The sequence below is a fragment of the Pseudomonas putida genome (assembly GCF_025905425.1).
Lineage (GTDB): Bacteria > Pseudomonadota > Gammaproteobacteria > Pseudomonadales > Pseudomonadaceae > Aquipseudomonas > Aquipseudomonas putida_AF.
Map to the genome: position 1 here is coordinate 4,356,615 of NZ_CP109603.1, position 18,815 is coordinate 4,375,429.

Annotated in this window: 16 protein-coding genes; 12 read left to right on the forward strand and 4 right to left on the reverse strand. The window is 63.0% G+C overall.

Annotation, left to right across the window (positions count from 1 at the left end):
* Nucleotides 1–2 precede the first annotated feature (2 nt).
* The 3 genes from cyoA to hmpA form a co-directional block, all read right to left on the reverse strand.
* Nucleotides 3–947 (reverse strand): ubiquinol oxidase subunit II, encoded by a 945-nt coding sequence (cyoA, locus tag OGV19_RS19550; RefSeq protein ID WP_264310248.1) that lies wholly within the window; start codon nt 945–947, stop codon nt 3–5.
* Nucleotides 948–1,505: 558 nt separating this feature from the next.
* On the reverse strand, nt 1,506–2,012 hold the full coding sequence (locus OGV19_RS19555) for a disulfide bond formation protein B (RefSeq protein ID WP_264310249.1): 507 nt from the start codon (nt 2,010–2,012) through the stop codon (nt 1,506–1,508).
* A 354-nt stretch (nt 2,013–2,366) separates the two neighbouring features.
* Complete coding sequence (gene hmpA, locus OGV19_RS19560; protein ID WP_264310250.1) at nt 2,367–3,545, reverse strand: NO-inducible flavohemoprotein; 1,179 nt, start codon at nt 3,543–3,545, stop codon at nt 2,367–2,369.
* A gap of 154 nt (nt 3,546–3,699) precedes the next feature.
* Between hmpA and norR the strand changes: the two genes are divergently transcribed.
* The 11 genes from norR to OGV19_RS19615 all read left to right on the forward strand — a co-directional run bounded on the left by norR (nt 3,700) and on the right by OGV19_RS19615 (nt 17,907).
* Nucleotides 3,700–5,250, forward strand: a complete 1,551-nt coding sequence (norR, locus tag OGV19_RS19565) for a nitric oxide reductase transcriptional regulator NorR (protein WP_264310251.1) — start codon at nt 3,700–3,702, stop codon at nt 5,248–5,250.
* Between the two features lie 231 nt (nt 5,251–5,481).
* A complete protein-coding gene (locus OGV19_RS19570) occupies nt 5,482–6,381 on the forward strand; it encodes a chemotaxis protein (protein ID WP_264310252.1) in 900 nt (299 codons plus the stop codon).
* An 88-nt stretch (nt 6,382–6,469) separates the two neighbouring features.
* Complete coding sequence (locus OGV19_RS19575; RefSeq protein WP_264310253.1) at nt 6,470–6,781, forward strand: hypothetical protein; 312 nt, start codon at nt 6,470–6,472, stop codon at nt 6,779–6,781.
* On the forward strand, nt 6,778–7,512 hold the full coding sequence (locus tag OGV19_RS19580) for a YkgJ family cysteine cluster protein (protein ID WP_264310254.1): 735 nt from the start codon (nt 6,778–6,780) through the stop codon (nt 7,510–7,512). Before OGV19_RS19575 ends, OGV19_RS19580 begins: the two co-directional genes overlap by 4 nt.
* Nucleotides 7,513–7,939: 427 nt before the next feature.
* Entirely contained in the window at nt 7,940–9,103 is a 1,164-nt protein-coding gene (locus OGV19_RS19585; protein ID WP_264310255.1) for an efflux RND transporter periplasmic adaptor subunit, read from the forward strand.
* Complete coding sequence (locus OGV19_RS19590; RefSeq protein ID WP_264310256.1) at nt 9,100–12,192, forward strand: multidrug efflux RND transporter permease subunit; 3,093 nt, start codon at nt 9,100–9,102, stop codon at nt 12,190–12,192. The genes OGV19_RS19585 and OGV19_RS19590 overlap by 4 nt, the downstream gene beginning before the upstream one ends.
* Before the next feature lie 9 nt (nt 12,193–12,201).
* A complete protein-coding gene (locus OGV19_RS19595) occupies nt 12,202–12,876 on the forward strand; it encodes a heavy metal response regulator transcription factor (RefSeq protein WP_264310257.1) in 675 nt (224 codons plus the stop codon).
* The gene (locus tag OGV19_RS19600; protein ID WP_264310258.1) at nt 12,851–14,263 is read left to right on the forward strand and encodes a heavy metal sensor histidine kinase; all 1,413 of its coding nucleotides are present in this window, start codon (nt 12,851–12,853) and stop codon (nt 14,261–14,263) included. Before OGV19_RS19595 ends, OGV19_RS19600 begins: the two co-directional genes overlap by 26 nt.
* 130 nt (nt 14,264–14,393) lie before the next feature.
* Complete coding sequence (locus OGV19_RS19605) at nt 14,394–14,618, forward strand: hypothetical protein (protein WP_264310259.1); 225 nt, start codon at nt 14,394–14,396, stop codon at nt 14,616–14,618.
* 204 nt (nt 14,619–14,822) lie between these two features.
* On the forward strand, nt 14,823–16,157 hold the full coding sequence (locus tag OGV19_RS19610) for an OprD family porin (RefSeq protein ID WP_264310260.1): 1,335 nt from the start codon (nt 14,823–14,825) through the stop codon (nt 16,155–16,157).
* A gap of 253 nt (nt 16,158–16,410) precedes the next feature.
* Entirely contained in the window at nt 16,411–17,907 is a 1,497-nt protein-coding gene (locus tag OGV19_RS19615; protein ID WP_264310261.1) for a sensor domain-containing diguanylate cyclase, read from the forward strand.
* Here the strand turns inward: OGV19_RS19615 and OGV19_RS19620 are convergent.
* On the reverse strand, nt 17,904–18,380 hold the full coding sequence (locus tag OGV19_RS19620) for a ferritin-like domain-containing protein (protein ID WP_264310262.1): 477 nt from the start codon (nt 18,378–18,380) through the stop codon (nt 17,904–17,906). The two genes, OGV19_RS19615 and OGV19_RS19620, sit on opposite strands and share 4 nt — an antisense overlap.
* A 199-nt stretch (nt 18,381–18,579) precedes the next feature.
* Between OGV19_RS19620 and OGV19_RS19625 the strand changes: the two genes are divergently transcribed.
* On the forward strand, nt 18,580–18,801 hold the full coding sequence (locus OGV19_RS19625) for a DUF3820 family protein (protein WP_027595485.1): 222 nt from the start codon (nt 18,580–18,582) through the stop codon (nt 18,799–18,801).
* Nucleotides 18,802–18,815 lie beyond the last annotated feature (14 nt).

Here is an 18,815-nt window from a genome sequence, read left to right on the forward strand (position 1 = left end):
TCTTACTCCTCTGCACCGGCAGCTGGTTGCATACTCGATTCCACACCCTTGGTAGTGGCCAGATCTTTGCTGCCTGCTTCTTCGTGGACCGGCTTGCCGCGGTTCATGCCTTCGTACTTGTCGACGATGGACTGGAACAGCTCTGCCGGGGCCTCGCTGTACAGCGCGACTGGGTTGTATTCGCTAGGTTTGGCCAGAGCGTCGTACTCGGCTTTGCCCAGTTTCAGCGGCGACTGCTTGACCTCGGCGACCCATGCATCGAAGTCGGCCTGGGAAGTGGCAGTAGCCTTGAATTTCATGCCGGTGAAACCAGCACCGCTGTAGTTGGCGCTGATACCGTCAAACACACCGTTCTCGTTGGCGATCAGGTGCAGTTTGGTGGTCATGCCGGCCATGGCGTAGATCTGGCCGCCCAGACCCGGGATGAAGAACGAGTTCATCACGGCGTCAGAGGTGACGCGGAAGTTGATCGGGGTATTGGCCGGGAAGTTGATCTTGTTGACCGTGGCAATGCCCTGTTCCGGGTAGATGAACAGCCATTTCCAGTCCAGCGCGACCACGTCGATCTGGATCGGCTTCACGTCGGAATCCAGCGGACGGTAAGGGTCCAGCTTGTGGGTGGAGTGGTAAGTGAAGTAACCCAGGGCAATGATGATCAGGATCGGGATGATCCACACCGCGGCCTCGATCTTGGTCGAGTGCGACCAGTCAGGCGTGTAGGTGGCGGCCTTGTTGGAAGCACGGTACTTCCAGGCGAACACCAGGGTCATGATGATGACCGGCACCACCACCAGCAGCATCAGGCCGGTAGCGATGAGGATGAGGTTCTTTTGCTCAATGCCGACCTGACCTTTCGGGTCGAGCAGGGTCCAGTTGCACCCACTGAGTAAAAGCATGCCTAAAAAGGGCAATATGCCAAACAGTCTGGGGTAACGCTTTTTACTCATCTCACGACCTCTAGATCAGCTTGCTTCAATGCAATTTGTGTTTTGGTAGCCAACACTTCGTCCTGCCAAGTGCGGCATTTCGCGCCCGTAGTCACTCCTGCCAGGGGTCCGACTGCAGGACCTTGGCTAAAGCGGTTTAACGGTGCTTATGGTTTCGTAGGCAACAGGCCTGTACTTCAGACCAAGTCCATTTGGTGCGGGAAAACGCGGAGGGGTGTCCGCTCGGTATCGCCGCTGGGCGAAACTTGACGAAGTCAGCAAAAGGGAGCGCTGAGGCTTCCTTCAATCCTGCGACTCGCAAGCAGTGCCGAACGGAAATTGGGGGCGATTGTAGATAGGTCGCCAACCCTTGACTATGACTTATTGAGCAACAGTCTTTTACAGAATCTGCAACAATGCGACGCGATGGATCAACTTCGCGACAGTTTGTCGCACCCCGCCGGGTAGCCCTCAAAGCCGCATTCTACAAGGCTTTGTCATTGATCTGGATCAAGCGGGGAGCAACTTTCGGCGCATCAGGTGCGGTGCAAAAGCCCCGATGTAATTCGGGACTTTTGTCTAAGCCTGACGTCGATTGCGGTAGATACCCAGCGGCACCAGGATAGCGGTGAGCACGAACGCGACAAGCGCCCATTGCGCCAGCGACAGGCCGAGGATCGGTGGGTACGGCGTGCTGCAGAAGCCATCGACCTGGAATGCCAGTGGCCACAGCTTGGCCAGGGGCAGGTCGTCGACGATCGGCTGCAGGGTATCGATGCCGCAACTGACCATGGGGTTGGCGAGTATATACACATGGTTGCCGGCCGCAACGATTCCGCCAATGGCACTGAGCACCACCAGGCCTTCAAAGAAGGTCAGGCTGCGGCGCCCAGGCATCGCGGCGGCGATGAACGCGAACACGGCAATAAACAGAAGGGCATAGCGCTGCAGGATGCACAGCGGGCAAGGCGCCTCGCCAAGCACGATTTGCATGTAAAGGGCGCCACCGATCAGCGACAGGCAGATCAGCCCCAGCAGCACCAGAAAGCGCCGTTCCCGATTCAGGCGCGATGTTTGTTCGTTCATTGCCGGTTCCTTCGATGGATAGTGGCCGCGTGGTCCGCCTGCCTGAGCGCAATTCTACACGCTGGGCAGGGCCTTTGAGCGTGCCGAGGAGGCAACGTGACAGCACTGCGCGGGGCTATCCGGAGATGGCTGAGACCGGCCGTAGCGACATCGGTTCAACGTCGCGAGGCAAAAAAGCGGCTACCCGGGTGCCGTGCAGGGGCAAGCCCCTCGACACCCGGGAGTGAAGGATACCGTGATTAAAGGAGGATTAAAGATGAAAGCTTGGACGCCTGTTTCATCTTTCCTTTATATAAGCAGGCAGGAGCAGCCTTGTGCTGCCCCTGCACTGAAACCTGCGCGAACCAGAGGCGTTTACTCCAGCGCCGCCGCCGGCCCGAAGAACTCGTAGCGGCTCTGCTGCTCAGGCACACCCAGGCCCTTCAACTGGCGTTTGACCGCTGCCATGAAGCCCTTGGGCCCAAGGAAGTAGGCATCGACGTCACGTTCACGTGGCAGCCACTCGGCCAGCAGGTCTTCGCTCAACAGGCCTACGGCATCGGCCGCAGCACCACCTTGCGGCTCGGCATAGCAGTAGAAGCGCTTGAGCTGTGGATGACGCGCGGCCAGGCCGTCGATCCAATCACGGAAGGCATGCACGGCGCCGTTACGCGCACAGTGGATGAAATGCACTTCACGCTGAGTCTGCAGCGCCGCTTGCAACATCGCCAAGGTCGGGGTGATACCCACACCGCCACTGATCAGCACCAAGGGTTTTTCACTGGCGGCCAAGGTGAAATCGCCGGCGGGCGGGAACAGCTGCAGGGTCTGGCCCACGACCAGTTCGTCATGCAGGAAGTTGGAGACCTTGCCACCGGCTTCGCGCTTGACGCTGATGCGGTATTCCTTGCCATCGCACAGGGCCGACAGGGAGTAGTTGCGACGTTGCTCGGCACCGTCGATGAACAATTGCAGGCCAATGTACTGCCCAGGCTCGGCTTTGAGCACCGGCTTGCCATCCACCGGAGCAAAATAGAACGAGACGATCTCGCTGCTCTCCTGCTCGCGGCGTACCAGGCGAAACTCGCGGGTACCACGCCAGCCACCGGCGGCTTCTTCTTTCTCTTTATAGAGGCTTTCTTCGGCGCCGATGAGGATGTCGGCGAGCTGACCATACGCGGCGCCCCAGGCAGCGATCACCTCAGGGGTGGCGATTTCCTTGCCGAGCACTTCTTCGATGGCACGCAGCAGGCAGCTGCCCACGATCGGGTAGTGCTCCGGCAGAATCTGCAGGGCGACGTGCTTGTTGATGATCTGACCGACCAGGCCGCCGAGTTGTTCGAGCTGGTCGATATGGCGGGCATACATCAACACGCCGTTAGCCAACGCACGTGGCTGGTCGCCGCTGGCCTGGTGGGCCTGGTTGAACAGCGGTCGTACCTCAGGGTACTCGTTGAGCATCATCTGGTAGAAGTGAGTAGTCAGCGCTTCACCGCCGCTTTCCAGCAGGGGGACAGTGGCTTTGACGATTGCACGTTGTTCGGCATTGAGCATTGCAACAACTCCTGAGCCTGTGGCTTCAAATGATGGCTTTAGCTACTTCACCATTCGTGCCAACTTTTACAGCCAGCAAAATCAGGGGGTTGACGCAGGTCATGTCAAAAAGACCCACCCCGGCGTATAGTCATATTGACCAACAGGAGTCCCTATGACTGCAAAACCTCTGCTCACCGCCCTCCTCCCTTTGGTCAGCGACCTGTCCCGCGACCTGAGCGACCAGGAACGTTACCGCCGCCTGCTTCAGGCCATGCGCGGGCTGTTGCCGTGCGACGCCGCCGCGCTGCTGCGCCTGGACGGAGAGTGGCTGGTGCCGCTGGCGGTGGATGGGTTGAGCCCCGACACCCTGGGCCGACGCTTCCGGGTCAGCGAGCACCCGCGCTTCCAGATCCTGCTCAGCCGCCCGCACCCCACCCGCTTTGCCAGCGATTCGGAACTGCCCGACCCATACGACGGCCTGGTCAACGCCCCGGATGCCGACCTTGAAGTGCACGACTGCATGGGCTGCCCATTGATGGTCGATGAGCGCCCCTGGGGCCTGCTGACCCTGGATGCACTCAGCCCTGGGCAGTTCCAGAGCCTGGAACTCGATGCCCTGCAGGCCTTCGCCAGCCTGGCCGCCGCCACGGTGACCGTGGCCGAGCGCATCGAGCACCTGGCCCTGCGCGCAGAGGATGAACACCACCGCGCCGAGATCTACCGCCAGGCCAGTACCCAGGACAAGGAGCTGATTGGCCAGAGCGCCGCGCACAAGCGCCTGGTGGAGGAGATACGCCTGGTCGGCGGCAGCGAACTGACCGTGCTGATCACCGGCGAGACCGGCGTCGGCAAAGAGCTGGTGGCCCAGGCCCTGCACCAGGCCAGCAACCGTGCCGACAAACCGCTGGTCAGCCTTAACTGTGCGGCATTGCCCGACACCCTGGTGGAAAGCGAGCTGTTCGGCCACGTGCGCGGCGCCTTCACCGGCGCCCATGGCGAACGCCTTGGCAAGTTCGAGCTGGCCAACGGCGGCACGCTGTTCCTCGACGAAGTCGGCGAGTTGCCACTGACCGTACAAGCCAAGCTGCTGCGCGTACTGCAGAGCGGCCAGTTGCAACGCCTGGGTTCGGACCGTGAACACCGGGTCGACGTCCGCCTGATCGCAGCAACCAACCGCGACCTGGCAGCAGAAGTACGCAATGGCAACTACCGCGCCGACTTCTACCATCGCCTGAGCGTGTACCCGCTGCACGTTCCGCCGCTGCGTGAACGCGGGCGCGATGTGCTGCTATTGGCGGGCTACTTCCTCGAACAGAACCGCTCGCGCCTGGGCCTTAACAGCCTGCGCCTGAGCAGCGAAGCCCAGGCCGCGCTGCTGGCCTACGACTGGCCAGGCAATGTGCGAGAACTGGAACACCTGATCGGCCGCTCGGCACTCAAGGCGCTGGGCCAGCACCCCGACCGACCACGCATCCTCACCCTGGAAGCCATCGATCTGGACCTGCGTGCCGTCACCCCGGCGAACCCTCTGCCCTCCCCCACGCCTCTGCAGGAGGCGACACTGCCCGAAGGCGGGCTGCGTGAAGCGATTGACGGCTACCAACGCCAGGTGATCGAAAGCTGCCTGCAACGGCACTCGGAAAACTGGGCAGCCGCCGCGCGCGAACTGGGCCTGGACCGCGCCAACCTCAGTCGGCTGGCGCGTCGGCTGGGGCTTCGCTAGGGCCTTCTTGCCAGACGGCACCCTCCGCACGTTGAACCGGGCCAAGAAAGCCCTGCGCGAACGCTGAAAAAGGCCCGGTCACATCCTCCTGTGGGAGCGGGTTTACCCGCGAACACCGGCGAAGCCGGTGCCATGTCGGCGCCTTCTCGATAGGCGGCATTGCTTGTGGACTAAAGCGCAGCACGAACACGCCGATAACCCGTTATCCCTCTATTCCCCACGAAGGTCACCATGGCCACGCAAAAAGCTCGCGCGGATTCGCTGTCCCTGCTGCTGTTCACGCTGCGCAGCGGCAAGCTGATGGCAATCAACCTGCTCAAGGTCAGCGAGATCATCCCCTGCCCTGCACTGACCAAGTTGCCTGAATCGCACCCCCACGTGAAGGGCGTGGCGACCTTGCGTGGCAACTCGCTGTCGGTCATCGACCTGTCCCGCGCCATCGGCGAGCGCCCGCTGGCCGACCCGCAGGGCGGCTGCCTGATCGTCACCGAAATCAGCCGCTCACGCCAGGGCCTGCATGTTCAGGCCGTGAGCCGCATCGTTCATTGCCTGAGCACCGATATCAAACCGCCGCCCTTCGGCTCGGGCAACCGCTCGTTCATCACGGGCGTGACGCGGGTCGACAACGCACTGGTGCAGGTGCTGGACATCGAGAAAGTCATTCATGCCATTGCCCCACCCGCAGCCGAGCCACAGCACGGCACCCTGACCGAAGAAGACGCAAGCCTGCTGGCCGCCGCCAACATCCTGGTGGTGGACGACAGCCTGGTAGCCTTGCAGCAGTCGGTGCACACCCTGCGCAACCTCGGCATCGAATGCCACACCGCGCGCAGCGCCAAGGATGCGATCAACGTGTTGCTGGAATTGCAGGACACCGAGCAGGAGATCAACATCATCGTCTCGGATATCGAGATGTCCGAGATGGACGGCTACGCCTTCACCCGTACCCTGCGCGAAACGCCAGACTTTCAGCACCTGTATGTACTGCTGCACACCTCGCTGGACAGCGCCATGAGCGGTGAGAAAGCCAAACTCGCAGGGGCCAACGCCATCCTTACCAAGTTCTCCTCGCCGGAGCTGACCGATTGTCTGGTGGTGGCGGCGCGGGCGGTGGTGTTTGCCGAGCGTTGATATATTAAGCGACAAACTCCCCGGCTTGCCGTCAGGGGTGACTCGGGCATAATTCGCTCCCCTCGGAAGATTTTTGCCGGAATCGCGTATGAAGTTTCTCAGCTCCCTCCTTGTCGTTTGCGCGCTCTTCAGCGGTGTTGCCCAGGCCTCCAGCAGCCAGGCCTGGAACGAGCAGCGCCAGCAGATGCTCAAGGCGTGCCTTGCCGCCAGCCAGTTCAAGGACGCCCACGCGAGAGGCAAGCCCGCCGAGTTCGATGACCAGGTCGGCATGAGTGCCCTGCTGATCGAAGGCGTCTACCCGCAAAAACACATGCAGCAACGCACCGGCACCGAACTGTGCCTGTACGACCGCCAGCACCAGCGTGCTTTCGTCAGCGAATGGAACCCGGAAGCCAAGTGACCGACAGCGTGCAATTCGCCTGCACCGGCTGCGGCAAGTGCTGCACCGGCCACCATGTGCCACTGACCCTCGACGAAGCCCGCCAGTGGGCGGCCTCCGCTGGCCAGGTAATTGTCTTGAACGAGGCCTTCGTGGCCGATGGCCCAGGCATGCCAGTCGAGCAGCGCGAGCATGTGCTGCGCCGCTCTCACCCGGTGGCCTGCGGCGACACTGAAGCCCGCGTTTCGGTAACCTTCGCGGCATTCAACCCGGGGCGCTGTCGCAACCTCGACGATAACGACCTGTGCACCATCTACGACGAGCGCCCACTGGTGTGCCGTATCTACCCGGTGGAGATCAACCCGCATATCCCACTGCGGCCAGAGAGCAAAGACTGCCCACCCGAAGCCTGGCAACAAGGGCCTGAGCTGATTCACGGCACGCAACTGGCCGACCCACAGCTGGCGGCGCTGGTGCAGGCGTCGCGCCAGGCAGACCGTGATGACATCGCGGCGAAGGTTGCCGTGTGCCAGGCGCTGGGCATGACCACCAGTGCGCTGAAAGGGAATGGGTTTACCGCTTATCTGCCGGACATGGGAGCCTTTGCTGCCGCGCTGGCGCAGGTGCCGGCGGACAACGGTGCGCGGTGGACGCTGCATGTGCAGGATGAAGAGCTAACGGCCAGTTTGCAGGGCCATGGCCTGTATACCACCTGCGAAACGCCGGTTTATTACGCTTTTATTGGTTTTTGATGGGATTGCGGGGTGGGCCCAGGTGCATGGTTTGAGCCTTGTGGTGTAGCGGAAATCGAGCGCCGCCCGCGCGGCGCATCGCGACGCAAGGCCGCTCCCACATTTGTTTCGGGCCAATTACTCCTGTGACATGAGCGCGCGGCCCCTTGGCGCCTGACTCAATGTAGCGTCGGACAAGCAAGGCGGTCGCGCGCCTCTATCACAGGCGAGACTGGCCCGAAACAAATGTGGGAGCGGCCTTGCGTCGCGATGCGCCGCGCGGGCGGCGCTCGATCTCGAAACCACCGCAAAACCTTCGGCAAACCCTTCGGCAAACCCGAAACTGACAGGCCTGTCAGCCAGGCGTCATGCTGCCGACCCGGTCCTGGGGCTATAAGCTTGAATACAGACAACCGTCCCCACCCTTCTGGCCCAGGTGCCCGCTCCGATGCGACGTCCGTCCCGTTCTGTCTTCCTCGCCGCGTTGGCGCTGCTCATCCTGGTAGCGCTGGGCGTTTGGCTCAGCCAGCGTAAGGAGGCCCCCGCCCCCCGTACGCAGGCCGCTATTCCGGTGCGCGTGGTCAGCGTCGCCGAGCAGGACGTGCCACGCTATGCCAGCGCCATCGGCTCGGTGCTGTCGCTGCACAGCGTCGAAATCCGCGCACAGGTAGAGGGGGTGTTGACCCAGGTGCTGGTCAAGGAAGGCCAGTGGGTGAAGGAAGGCGACCTGCTCGCGACCCTCGACGACCGCGCCATCCGCGCCAGCCTCGACCAGGCGCGCGCGCAACTCGGGCAGAGCCAGGCGCAGATCCAGGTAGCCGGTGTCGACCTCAAGCGCTATCGCCTGCTGAGCACCGATGACGGGGTGTCAAAGCAGACCCTCGACCAGCAGCAGGCGCTGGTCAACCAGTTGCAGGCCACGGTCAAGGGCAACCAGGCGGCCATCGCCAATGCCGAAGTGCAGCTGTCCTATACGCAGATCCGCTCACCGGTGACCGGCCGGGTCGGCATCCGCAACGTCGACCCCGGCAACCTGGTGCGCAGCAGCGACACCCTGGGCCTGTTCAGTGTGACCCAGATCGACCCCATCGCCGTCGAGTTCGCCCTGCCGCAACAGATGCTGCCCACCCTGCAAAGCCTGCTCAAAGCGCCCACCCCGGCGCTGGTGCAGGCCTACATGGACGCCGACGGTGAACGCAGCCTGCTGGGTGAGGGCCACTTGGCGTTGATCGACAACCAGATTTCCGCGACCACCGGCACGGTGCGGGTCAAGGCCGAGTTCGACAACAAGGACGGGCGCCTGTGGCCCGGCCAACTGGTCACCCTTCGCTTGCGCACCGCCATGCAAGAGAACGCCCTGGTGGTACCGCCGCCGGTGGTGCAGCGCGGTCTCGACGGCCATTTCGTCTACCGCCTGGACGGTGACAAGGTCACCAGCGTGCCGGTCAAGGTGCTGTACCAGGACAGCGGGCTGAACATCATCGCCGGGGTCAAGGCGGGTGATCGCCTGGTGCTCGATGGCCAGTCGCGGCTCAAGCCGGGCTCGCGGGTAGAGGTCACCGCCGATGCGCCCGCCTCTTCGGAAATGGCCGACCGTCGGAGCCAGCCATGAACACGCGCAACGGGGTTTCGGCGTGGTGCATCGACCACCCCATCGCCACCCTGCTGCTGACGTTCGCCCTGGTGCTGCTGGGCGCCATCGCCTTCCCCCGCCTGCCGGTGGCACCGCTGCCAGAGGCCGACTTCCCGACCATCCAGGTCACTGCCCAATTGCCGGGTGCCAGCCCGGAGACCATGGCCTCGTCGGTCGCCACGCCGCTTGAAGTGCAGTTCAGCGCCATCCCCGGGATGACCCAGATGACCAGCAGCAGCGCGCTGGGCTCGACCACCCTGATCCTGCAGTTCACCCTCGACAAGAACATCGACACCGCAGCCCAGGAAGTGCAGGCCGCCATCAACACCGCCACCGCGCGCCTACCACAAGACCTGCCCAACCCGCCGACCTGGCGCAAGGTCAACCCGGCCGACAGCCCGGTGCTGGTGATGACCGTCAGCTCGAACCAAATGCCCGGCAATGACCTGAGCGACTATGCCGAAACCCTGCTGGCTCGTCAGCTGAGCCAGATCGACGGGGTTGGCCTGATCAACATTACCGGGCAACTGCGCCCGGCCATCCGCGTGCAGGCGCAACCGGAAAAGCTGGCGGCCATCGGCCTGACCCTCGCCGACCTGCGCCTGGCCATCCAGCAGACCAGCCTCAACCTGGCCAAAGGCGCGCTGTACGGCGAGCACAGCGTGTCGACCCTCGCCGCCAACGACCAGCTGTTCCACCCCGAAGACTATGCCCAGCTGATCGTCTCGTACCGCGACGGTGCACCCGTACACCTGCAGGACGTGGCCAAGGTCATCAACGGCGCCGAGAACGCCTACGTCAAGGCCTGGTCCGGTGACCAGCCGGGGCTGAACCTGGTGATCTTCCGCCAGCCCGGTGCCAACATCGTCGACACCGTGGACCGGGTGCTGGCCGCGTTGCCCAAGCTGCAGGAAATGCTCCCGGCGTCGATCGAGGTGTCGGTACTGCAGGACCGCACCCAGACCATCCGCGCCTCGTTGCACGAGGTGGAGCTGACCTTGATGATCGCCGTGGCCCTGGTGATCGGGGTGATGGCGTTGTTCCTGCGCCAGTGGTCGGCGACCCTGGTGGTGTCGAGCGTGCTCGGGGTGTCGCTGATTGCCAGCTGCGCGCTGATGTACGTGTTCGGCTTCAGCCTGAACAACCTGACCCTGGTGGCCATCGTCATTTCGGTGGGGTTCGTGGTGGACGATGCCATCGTCGTGGTGGAGAACATCCATCGCCACCTGGAAGCGGGCGATGACAGCCGCACCGCTGCACTCAAGGGCGCCGGTGAAATCGGCTTCACCGTGGTCTCGATCAGTTTCTCGCTGATCGCCGCCTTTATCCCGCTGTTGTTCATGGGCGGTGTGGTCGGGCGGCTGTTCAAGGAGTTCGCCCTGACCGCCACGGCCACCATCCTGATTTCGGTGGTGGTCTCGCTGACCCTGGCGCCCACCCTGTGCGCGCTGTTCATGCGTCGCCCGACCGGCGCGCAGCACGGCGGCCTTGGCGAGCGCCTGGTCAAGTGGTACGAAAAAGGCCTGAACCGCGCCCTTGCCCACCAGCGCCTGACCCTGGGCGTGTTCGGCCTGACCCTGGCCCTGGCGGTAGTGGGTTATGTGGCCATCCCCAAGGGCTTCTTCCCGTTGCAGGACACCGGCTTCATCCTCGGCACCAGCGAAGCAGCAGCGGACGTGTCGTACCCGGCCATGATCGAAAAGCACCAGGCCTTGGCCAAGATCATCGAGGCCGACCCGGCGGTGCGGGCGTTTTCCCACTCCGTCGGCGTCACCGGCAGCAACCAGACCATCGCCAATGGCCGCTTCTGGATTGCCCTCAAGCCTCGCGGCGACCGGGATGTGTCGGCCAGCGAGCTGATCGACCGGCTGCGGCCCAAGCTCGCTCAGGTGCCGGGCATCGTCCTGTACATGCGCGCCGGCCAGGACATCAACCTCAGTTCAGGCCCATCACGCACCCAGTACCAGTACGTGCTCAAGAGCAACGACGGCGTGGCGCTGAACCTGTGGACCCAGCGCCTGACCGACCGCCTGCGCGAAAACCCGGCGTTGCGTGACCTGTCCAACGACCTGCAGCTGGGGGCCAGCGTCACCCGCATCGACATCGACCGCCAGGCCGCTGCGCGCTTCGGCCTGACCACCACTGACGTCGATCAGGCGCTGTACGACGCCTTCGGCCAGCGCCAGATCAGCGAGTTCCAGACCGAGACCAACCAGTACAAGGTCATCCTCGAACTGGACGCCCGCCAACGCGGCAAGGCCGAGAGCCTCAACTACTTCTACCTGCGCTCGCCCTTGAGCAACGAGATGGTGCCGTTGTCGGCGGTGGCCCATGTGGCGCCGCCGAGCACCGGGCCCTTGTCGATCAGCCACGATGGCCTGTTCCCGGCCGCCAACCTGTCGTTCAACCTGGCCCCCGGCGTGGCCTTGGGCGATGCGGTGAGCATCCTTGAGCGCACCCAGCGCGAGCTGGGCATGCCGGACTCGATCAGCGGCAACTTCCAGGGCGCGGCCCAGGCCTTCCAGAGCTCGCTGTCGAGCCAGCCGTGGCTGATCCTGGCCGCGCTGGTGGCGGTGTACATCATCCTGGGTGTGCTCTACGAGAGCTTCGTCCACCCGCTGACCATTATCTCCACCCTGCCCTCGGCGGGCTTGGGTGCGCTGATGCTGCTCTGGGCCATGGGCCAGGACTTCAGCATCATGGGGCTGATCGGCGTGGTGCTGCTGATCGGCATCGTCAAGAAAAACGGCATCCTGCTGATCGACTTCGCCCTTGAAGCCCAGCGTCATCACGGCCTGACACCCGAGCAGGCGATCCACCAGGCCTGCCTGACGCGCTTCCGGCCGATCATCATGACCACCCTGGCCGCCTTGCTCGGCGCGGTGCCGCTGATGTTCGGCTTTGGCACCGGTGCCGAGCTGCGCCAGCCGCTGGGCATTGCGGTGGTGGGCGGGCTGTTGGTGAGCCAGGCCCTGACGCTGTTTACCACCCCGGTCATATACTTGGCCCTGGAGCGCCTGTTCCACCGCCGCCGAGCCGCCAATGCGGCCGCGCCAAGTGCCAGTTGAGACAAGACCATGCGTGTGCTGATCATCGAAGACGAAGAAAAAACCGCCGACTACCTGCACCGTGGGCTGAGCGAGCAAGGCTTTACCGTGGACCTGGCGCGTGACGGTATCGACGGCCTGCACCTGGCCCTGGAAGGTGACTACGCGGTGATCGTGCTCGATGTGATGCTGCCGGGCCTGGACGGCTATGGCGTGCTGCGCGCCTTGCGCGCACGCAAGCAGACGCCAGTGATCATGCTGACCGCCCGTGAGCGGGTCGAAGACCGCATCCATGGCCTGCGCGAGGGCGCCGACGACTACCTGGGCAAGCCCTTTTCGTTCCTCGAACTGGTCGCCCGCCTGCAGGCCCTGACCCGTCGCAGCAGCAGCCACGAACCGCTGCAGATCCAGGTTGCCGACCTGTGGATCGACCTGATGGCGCGCAAAGCCAGCCGGGCCGGCCAGCGCCTGGACCTGACCGCCAAGGAGTTCTCGCTGCTCAGCGTACTGGCGCGCCGCCAAGGCGAAATCCTGTCCAAGACGGCGATTGCCGAGCTGGTCTGGGACATCAACTTCGACAGTGACGCCAATGTCGTCGAGGTGGCCATCAAGCGCCTGCGGGCCAAGCTCGATGGGCCCTTCGACAACAAGCTGCTGCACACCATCCGAGGCATGGGCTATGTCCTGGAAAGCCGTGCGGGCTAACTCCATCGCGCTGCGCCTGTCGGCGCTGTTCATCCTGGTGGCGGTGGGGGTGTTCCTGCTGATCGGCTCGGCGTTGTATCGCCAGGTCGACCACAGCCTCGACCTGCTGCCGGCCGCCGAGCTGGATGCGCGCTTCAGTGTGCTCGAATCCACCCTCAACCGCTTCGGCACGGCCGATCACTGGGCCAAGGTCAGCAACAAGCTCAACCTGCTCAGCGAAGAGGACAAACGCATCCGCTTCTGGGTGGTCAGCAGCGACCCGGCATACGAGTATGGCCACCCCAGCGAGCGGGTCCGTGCGTTTGCCGAAGGCCCGCAGGGCATGCGCGACCTGCGTCTGCCCGACCAGCCCTACCCCTACAAGGTGCTGGTCAGCGAGCTGCCGGCCCTGGCCGACCGCCCGCCGCTGCGCTTTCTGATCGGTATCGACACCGAAACCTTCTGGCAGGCGCAGCACAGCCTGCTGGTGGCCATTGTCGGCCTGGCGGTGCTCGGTGTGCTGCTGGCGTCTGTGCTCGGTTACTGGGTAGCCCGCATCGGCCTGCGCCCGTTACTGGCGCTGTCCAATGAAGCCCAGGCGCTGGCACCGCCACGCCTGAACGGGCGCCTGCAGACCCACGACCTGGCCCCGGAGCTGGCGCAGTTCGCCGGGGCCTTCAACGCCGCACTCGACCGGGTCAGCCAGGCCTACTCGCGGCTGGAGGCGTTCAACGCCGACGTCGCCCACGAGCTGCGCTCGCCGCTGACCAACCTGATCGGCCAGACCCAGGTGGCACTGACCCGCGGCCGCAGCGCCGAGCACTACTTCGAAGTGCTGCAATCGAACCTCGAAGAGCTCGAGCGCTTGCGCAGCATCATCAACGACATGCTGTTCCTGGCCAGCGCCGACCAAGGCAGCAAGGCCACCGCACTGACCCAGGCCTCGCTGGCCGAGGAAGTGGCGACCACGCTGGACTACCTGGACTACATCCTCGAAGACGCGCACGTCAGCGTGACGGTCAGTGGCGATGCCCAGGCGCCGATCGAGAAAGCCCAGCTGCGCCGCGCGCTGATCAACCTACTGAACAACGCGGTGCAGCACACCGCGCCCAACCAGCAGATCCAGGTGCGGATCGACAGCGGGCCGGAGCAGGTCAGCATCGCCGTGAGCAACCCGGGGCCGGCGATCGATGATGCGCACCTGCCACTGCTGTTCGAACGCTTCTATCGGGTGGATGCGGCGCGCAGCAACAGTGGCGGTGGCAACCATGGGTTGGGCTTGGCGATCGTCAAGGCGATTGCATTGATGCATGGCGGAGAGGTTTTTGTGCACAGTGAGGCCGGCGCCAACACCTTTGGCATTCGCCTGCCAAGCGCTCAACTACGCGGGTTTCCAGCAAAAACCTGAGCAATCGCCGCACGATCGTTACCTTTTGCGCAATAGTGCTTATCGTACTTCGCTCTGTTTCAAGTGCCTTCAAGGGACTAACTTTAGCCCTGTCCTCATTAGCACTTGCATCGCAAGAAGGTAGTTTCAAATGTCCAACAGTATGGGTATTGCCAGCGTCTTCGTTCTGTCTTCCCTGTTGTTGTCGCCCCTGGCCATGGCCGAAGAATCCCAGGCTTTCGTCGCCCGTAATGCAGAGCTCGCCGCCGTCCATCAAGAGGCCCGCGACGCTGTAGCCGCACACCAGGCCGACGCCGTAAAAGATGCGAAGCAGACAGCTTCCAAGGTAAACATCGACGCTAACGCTGACAGCTGATCAGCCGCTGTACCTGCTCCCGATTTCCCTTGGCTACGCCATGGGCACCGCCGGTGCCGATATGTTAGCCTTTTAAAGCCGCTGCCGATCAGCGGCTTTTTTTATGTGCTTTAACTCTCAGCCCCGCTGTAATTTCCCCAATAAAAAAGTTGCACATTCAAAAATAAAAACTGCCCCACCGTCAGACCAAAGGAGCTAGTACCGGTGCCTTCCGCGTTTCGTTTTACCCCGATGTTCATTGCATTGACTGCAATGATGCCTATCGCCGCTCAGGCAGATGAAGACAAGGCTGATGGCTTCATCGAAGGTTCTTCTTTCAAGCTGCATTTTCGTAATGCCTATTTCAACCGCGACAACCACAACGCCGGCGCGCGCGACACCCGCGAGTGGGGCCAGGGCGCGGTTGCGCGCTTCGAGTCCGGCTATACCCCTGGCGTGATCGGCGTTGGCGTGGACGCCCATGCCATGCTGGGCCTCAAGCTCGACGGCGGTGGCGGCCATGCCGGCACCAGCATTCTGCCGGCGCATGTCAAGGACGATGGCGAGTTGGGCGCGGCCCCGCATTCGTTCTCTACCGCTGGCGCGGCGGTCAAGCTCAAGGCCTTTGACACCGTGCTCAAGGCGGGTGACCTGTTCCTCACCAACCCGGTGATCGCGGGCGGCGAAAGCCGCATGCTGCCGCAGACCTTCCGCGGTGTGAGCCTGACCAACACCAGCATCGACGGCCTGCTGCTCGAAGGCGGCCAGGTCAGCTTCACCAAGCCGTACAACCAGAGCGGCCACCGCCGCATCGACACCTACTACGGCTCGCTGGACGAACACGACAAGAGCAAGCACCTGAACTGGGCCGGCGCATCGTGGAGCGGTACCGAGAACATCACCGCCAACCTTTACGCCGCCGAGCTGAAGGACATCTGGAACCAGTACTACGCCGACTTCGACTACACCTATGTGGTCAACGACCTGGTCAGCCTCAACCCGGGCGTGCACTTCTACCACACCCAGGACACCGGCCAGGCCCTGCTGGGCAAGATCGACAACAACACCTACAGCGTGCACTTCACCGTCAACGCCGGGTTCCACAGCGTCACGGCCGCCTACCAGCGGGTCAATGGCGATACGCCGTTCGACTACATCAACCTGGGCGACAGCGTGTACCTGGACAACTCGCGCATGTACTCGGACTTCAACGCGCCCAATGAGCGCTCGTGGAAGCTGCAGTACGGCTATGATTTCGCAGGCCTGGGCATCCCTGGCCTGAGCACGACACTGTCGTATTCGCGTGGTGAGGCAGACCTGACCAAGGCTGACCAGGGCAACACGCACTACGACTACTACCGCGCCGACGGCAAGAATGCCAAGCACTGGGAACGTGACCTGGACGTGAAATACGTGTTCCAGGAAGGCGACTTCAAGGACCTTTCGGTGCTGGTGCGTTATGCCGCACACCGTGGCAGCCAGGGTTATGCGTCGATCGACAGCAACAGTGACAACGATGAACTGCGCGTGATCGTTGATTATCCGTTGAACGTGTTCTGACCCGCTCCTAGATTTCATTGACTTAACGCAGACCCAGTGGGAGCGGGCTTGCCCCGCGAACACCGGCGCAGCCGGTGCCAGGCACCGCATGAGGCCATTCGCGGGGCAAGCCCGCTCCCACCGGATTGAAGGCAGGCTTGCGACCACTGTTCTCTGCACCACCGCGTGATTCCGTCGGACAAATCTTGTCCGACAATCACCACTTCCCTAGAATGTCGCCGCCGCGAATGGCCCTGCCTCAGCAGTAGCGAGCATGCTCACCCGATCACCGCGTTTTGCACTCTACAGGTCGCACCCCGAGCTGATCCTCAACCTGGGCAGTTGCCTCGCCGTGCTCGCCATCGTGGCCATCGTCAGCTACCTGCTGGCCCGTGAGCGCGACAGCGTCGAGGTGTCCGCCATCCGCTCCTCCAACAACATCGTCCAGTTGATCGAAAGCGACATCGTGCGCAACGCCGAACTCTACGATCAGTCGTTGCAAGGGCTGATTTGGGCGGTCGGGCGCAAGGAGTTGCCAGAAGTGCCCGGCGCGTTGCGCCAGCGCCTGTTGTTCAATGAAGCGTTCGTCGACCGTAAACGCGGTGACGTGCTCTGGCTCGACAAGCAAGGTAACGTGGTGGGCGATTCCACCAGCGCTATTCCACGCAAGGCCAACTTCGCCGACACCGGGGTGTTCAGGGCGCATGTACGCGACGCCAACCTCGGTTTGCTGGTAGGCCCGCCCTTCAAGGCCAGGCTGGGCGACCTGGACTGGTGCATCAGTTTCAGCCGGCGCATCGCCGGCCCCGACGGCCAGTTCGCCGGCCTGGCCGTGGGTGCCCTGCGCCTCTCTTACTTCAGCGAACTGTTCAAGCGCCTGGACATCGGCGATGACAGCAGCATCAACTTGTTCAATACCGACGGCCAGCTGCTGGCCCGCCAGCCTACCCGCCAGCAAGACCCGCCGATTGGCACCAACTATGCCGAACGCGCCAATTTCAAACGCATCCTGGGCGAGCGCAGTGGCAGCTTCACCGCCCGCTCAGCCACACATGGCACCCCACGCATGTACACCTTCGCCCGAGTGGCTGACCTGCCGCTGATCGTGTTGGTGGTGCATTCGGCCGATGAAGTGTTCCAGTCATGGCGGCGTACCGTGATTCTGGTGGGCGTTGCCACCGGTGTGCTGTGCATCGGTATCCTTTGGCTGTCCTTGCTGCTGGGCCGCGAACTGCGTCGTCGCCACGAGGCCGAACAGGGCCTGGCCACGCTGGCCGCCACCGACAGCCTGACCGGCCTGGCCAACCGCCGCCGGCTGGATCAGGTGCTGCGCCAGGAGTGGGCACGCGCCCAACGCAACCACAAACCGTTGGCGGTGCTGATGGTGGATGTGGACCATTTCAAGGCGTTCAACCAGCGCCATGGCCATGCGGGTGGCGACCATGCCTTACGGGAAGTGGCTAAGTGCATCGAGGGGTGTATCAGGCGCCCGGCGGACCTGGCGGCACGCTATGGCGGCGAGGAGTTTCAGGTGATATTGCCGGAGACCGACCTGGCCGGCGCACGGCTTCTGGCCGAGCGCATTCGGGCCAGTGTCGCGGCGCTGGCGCCCTTTGCCAATGACACCCGTGCAGTCACGGTAAGCATCGGCATCGGCCTGTACGAAGCAGGCCCTCAGCACGATCTGGCGAGCGTACTGGGGGCTGCGGACGAGGCGCTCTACCGGGCCAAGGCCAATGGCCGTAACCGGGTAGAGGGGCCTACCCTTTAGGAGCGGGCGCGGGCTGCGTTACGCAGGGCCTTGACCTGGTCGTGGTTACGCTGCACACCTTGCAGTTGTTTTTCTACCAGGGTGTAGGTCTGATCACTGGCGGTGCGGCCAAGCTTGACCAGTTTTTCGCGCGCTTCCTTGTAGGCTTTCAGGGCATGGTCCTCGCCTCGCTCAACCTCATTGAGCACGGCCTCCTCATCCTTGCCGGTGACCATTGCCTTGAGGTTGACCCAGCCACGGTGCAGGTCGCCGCTGATGCTGGTGGAGGTCTCCGGGTCCCCCCCCAGGCGGCGCACTTCACTTTGCAGCTCACCGGCGGCATTGGCGCACTCACCAGCACGCTGGACGAAGAAGGCTTTGAGCTCTGGGTTTTTCACATCATCGGCCGAGGCCTTGAAACCTTTTTCGCCATCCTTGCTGTATTCGATCAGGTCGTTGAGCACATCAATTACGTCTTTGTTGGGGTTGCTCATGTCACGAACTCCTTGGCAGGTGATAGTCATCTGTAATGGAGCAGTGTTCGTGCCAACCCTTTCAGTAAAAATAAATCCTTTAAAATCAATTAGTTAATTTTCTATTAACAGCGACCAAAGCGGCGTTCTGCATGATTGGCGCTTTGGCCTTCGTGCAGATTGCAGTATGGTCGGCGCTTTCCCACAGCCAGGTGCGCCGATGAAACCGGAAACCCTCGAACTGCTGGTCACCCGGACCATGCCCTTTGGCAAATACCAAGGCCGGATCATTGCCGACCTGCCAGGTGACTACCTGGCCTGGTTCGCGCGCAAGGGCTTCCCGGCCGGGGAGCTGGGCGGGTTGCTGGCGCTGATGCATGAAGTCGATCACAACGGCTTGATGGACTTGCTGGAGCCTTTGCGCCAGAAGCATCGGCGCTAGCCAGGGGCGCTTGG

Coding starts and splice junctions, on each gene's coding strand:
- OGV19_RS19575 (WP_264310253.1), top strand. CDS start 6,470: ATGAAGTTTCTCAGCTCCCTCCTTGTCGTTTGCGCGCTCTTCAGCGGT.
- OGV19_RS19585 (WP_264310255.1), top strand. CDS start 7,940: ATGCGACGTCCGTCCCGTTCTGTCTTCCTCGCCGCGTTGGCGCTGCTC.
- hmpA (WP_264310250.1), bottom strand. CDS start 3,545: ATGCTCAATGCCGAACAACGTGCAATCGTCAAAGCCACTGTCCCCCTG.
- OGV19_RS19595 (WP_264310257.1), top strand. CDS start 12,202: ATGCGTGTGCTGATCATCGAAGACGAAGAAAAAACCGCCGACTACCTG.
- OGV19_RS19590 (WP_264310256.1), top strand. CDS start 9,100: ATGAACACGCGCAACGGGGTTTCGGCGTGGTGCATCGACCACCCCATC.
- OGV19_RS19625 (WP_027595485.1), top strand. CDS start 18,580: ATGAAACCGGAAACCCTCGAACTGCTGGTCACCCGGACCATGCCCTTT.
- norR (WP_264310251.1), top strand. CDS start 3,700: ATGACTGCAAAACCTCTGCTCACCGCCCTCCTCCCTTTGGTCAGCGAC.
- OGV19_RS19605 (WP_264310259.1), top strand. CDS start 14,394: ATGTCCAACAGTATGGGTATTGCCAGCGTCTTCGTTCTGTCTTCCCTG.
- OGV19_RS19620 (WP_264310262.1), bottom strand. CDS start 18,380: ATGAGCAACCCCAACAAAGACGTAATTGATGTGCTCAACGACCTGATC.
- OGV19_RS19555 (WP_264310249.1), bottom strand. CDS start 2,012: ATGAACGAACAAACATCGCGCCTGAATCGGGAACGGCGCTTTCTGGTG.
- OGV19_RS19615 (WP_264310261.1), top strand. CDS start 16,411: ATGCTCACCCGATCACCGCGTTTTGCACTCTACAGGTCGCACCCCGAG.
- OGV19_RS19570 (WP_264310252.1), top strand. CDS start 5,482: ATGGCCACGCAAAAAGCTCGCGCGGATTCGCTGTCCCTGCTGCTGTTC.
- cyoA (WP_264310248.1), bottom strand. CDS start 947: ATGAGTAAAAAGCGTTACCCCAGACTGTTTGGCATATTGCCCTTTTTA.
- OGV19_RS19600 (WP_264310258.1), top strand. CDS start 12,851: ATGTCCTGGAAAGCCGTGCGGGCTAACTCCATCGCGCTGCGCCTGTCG.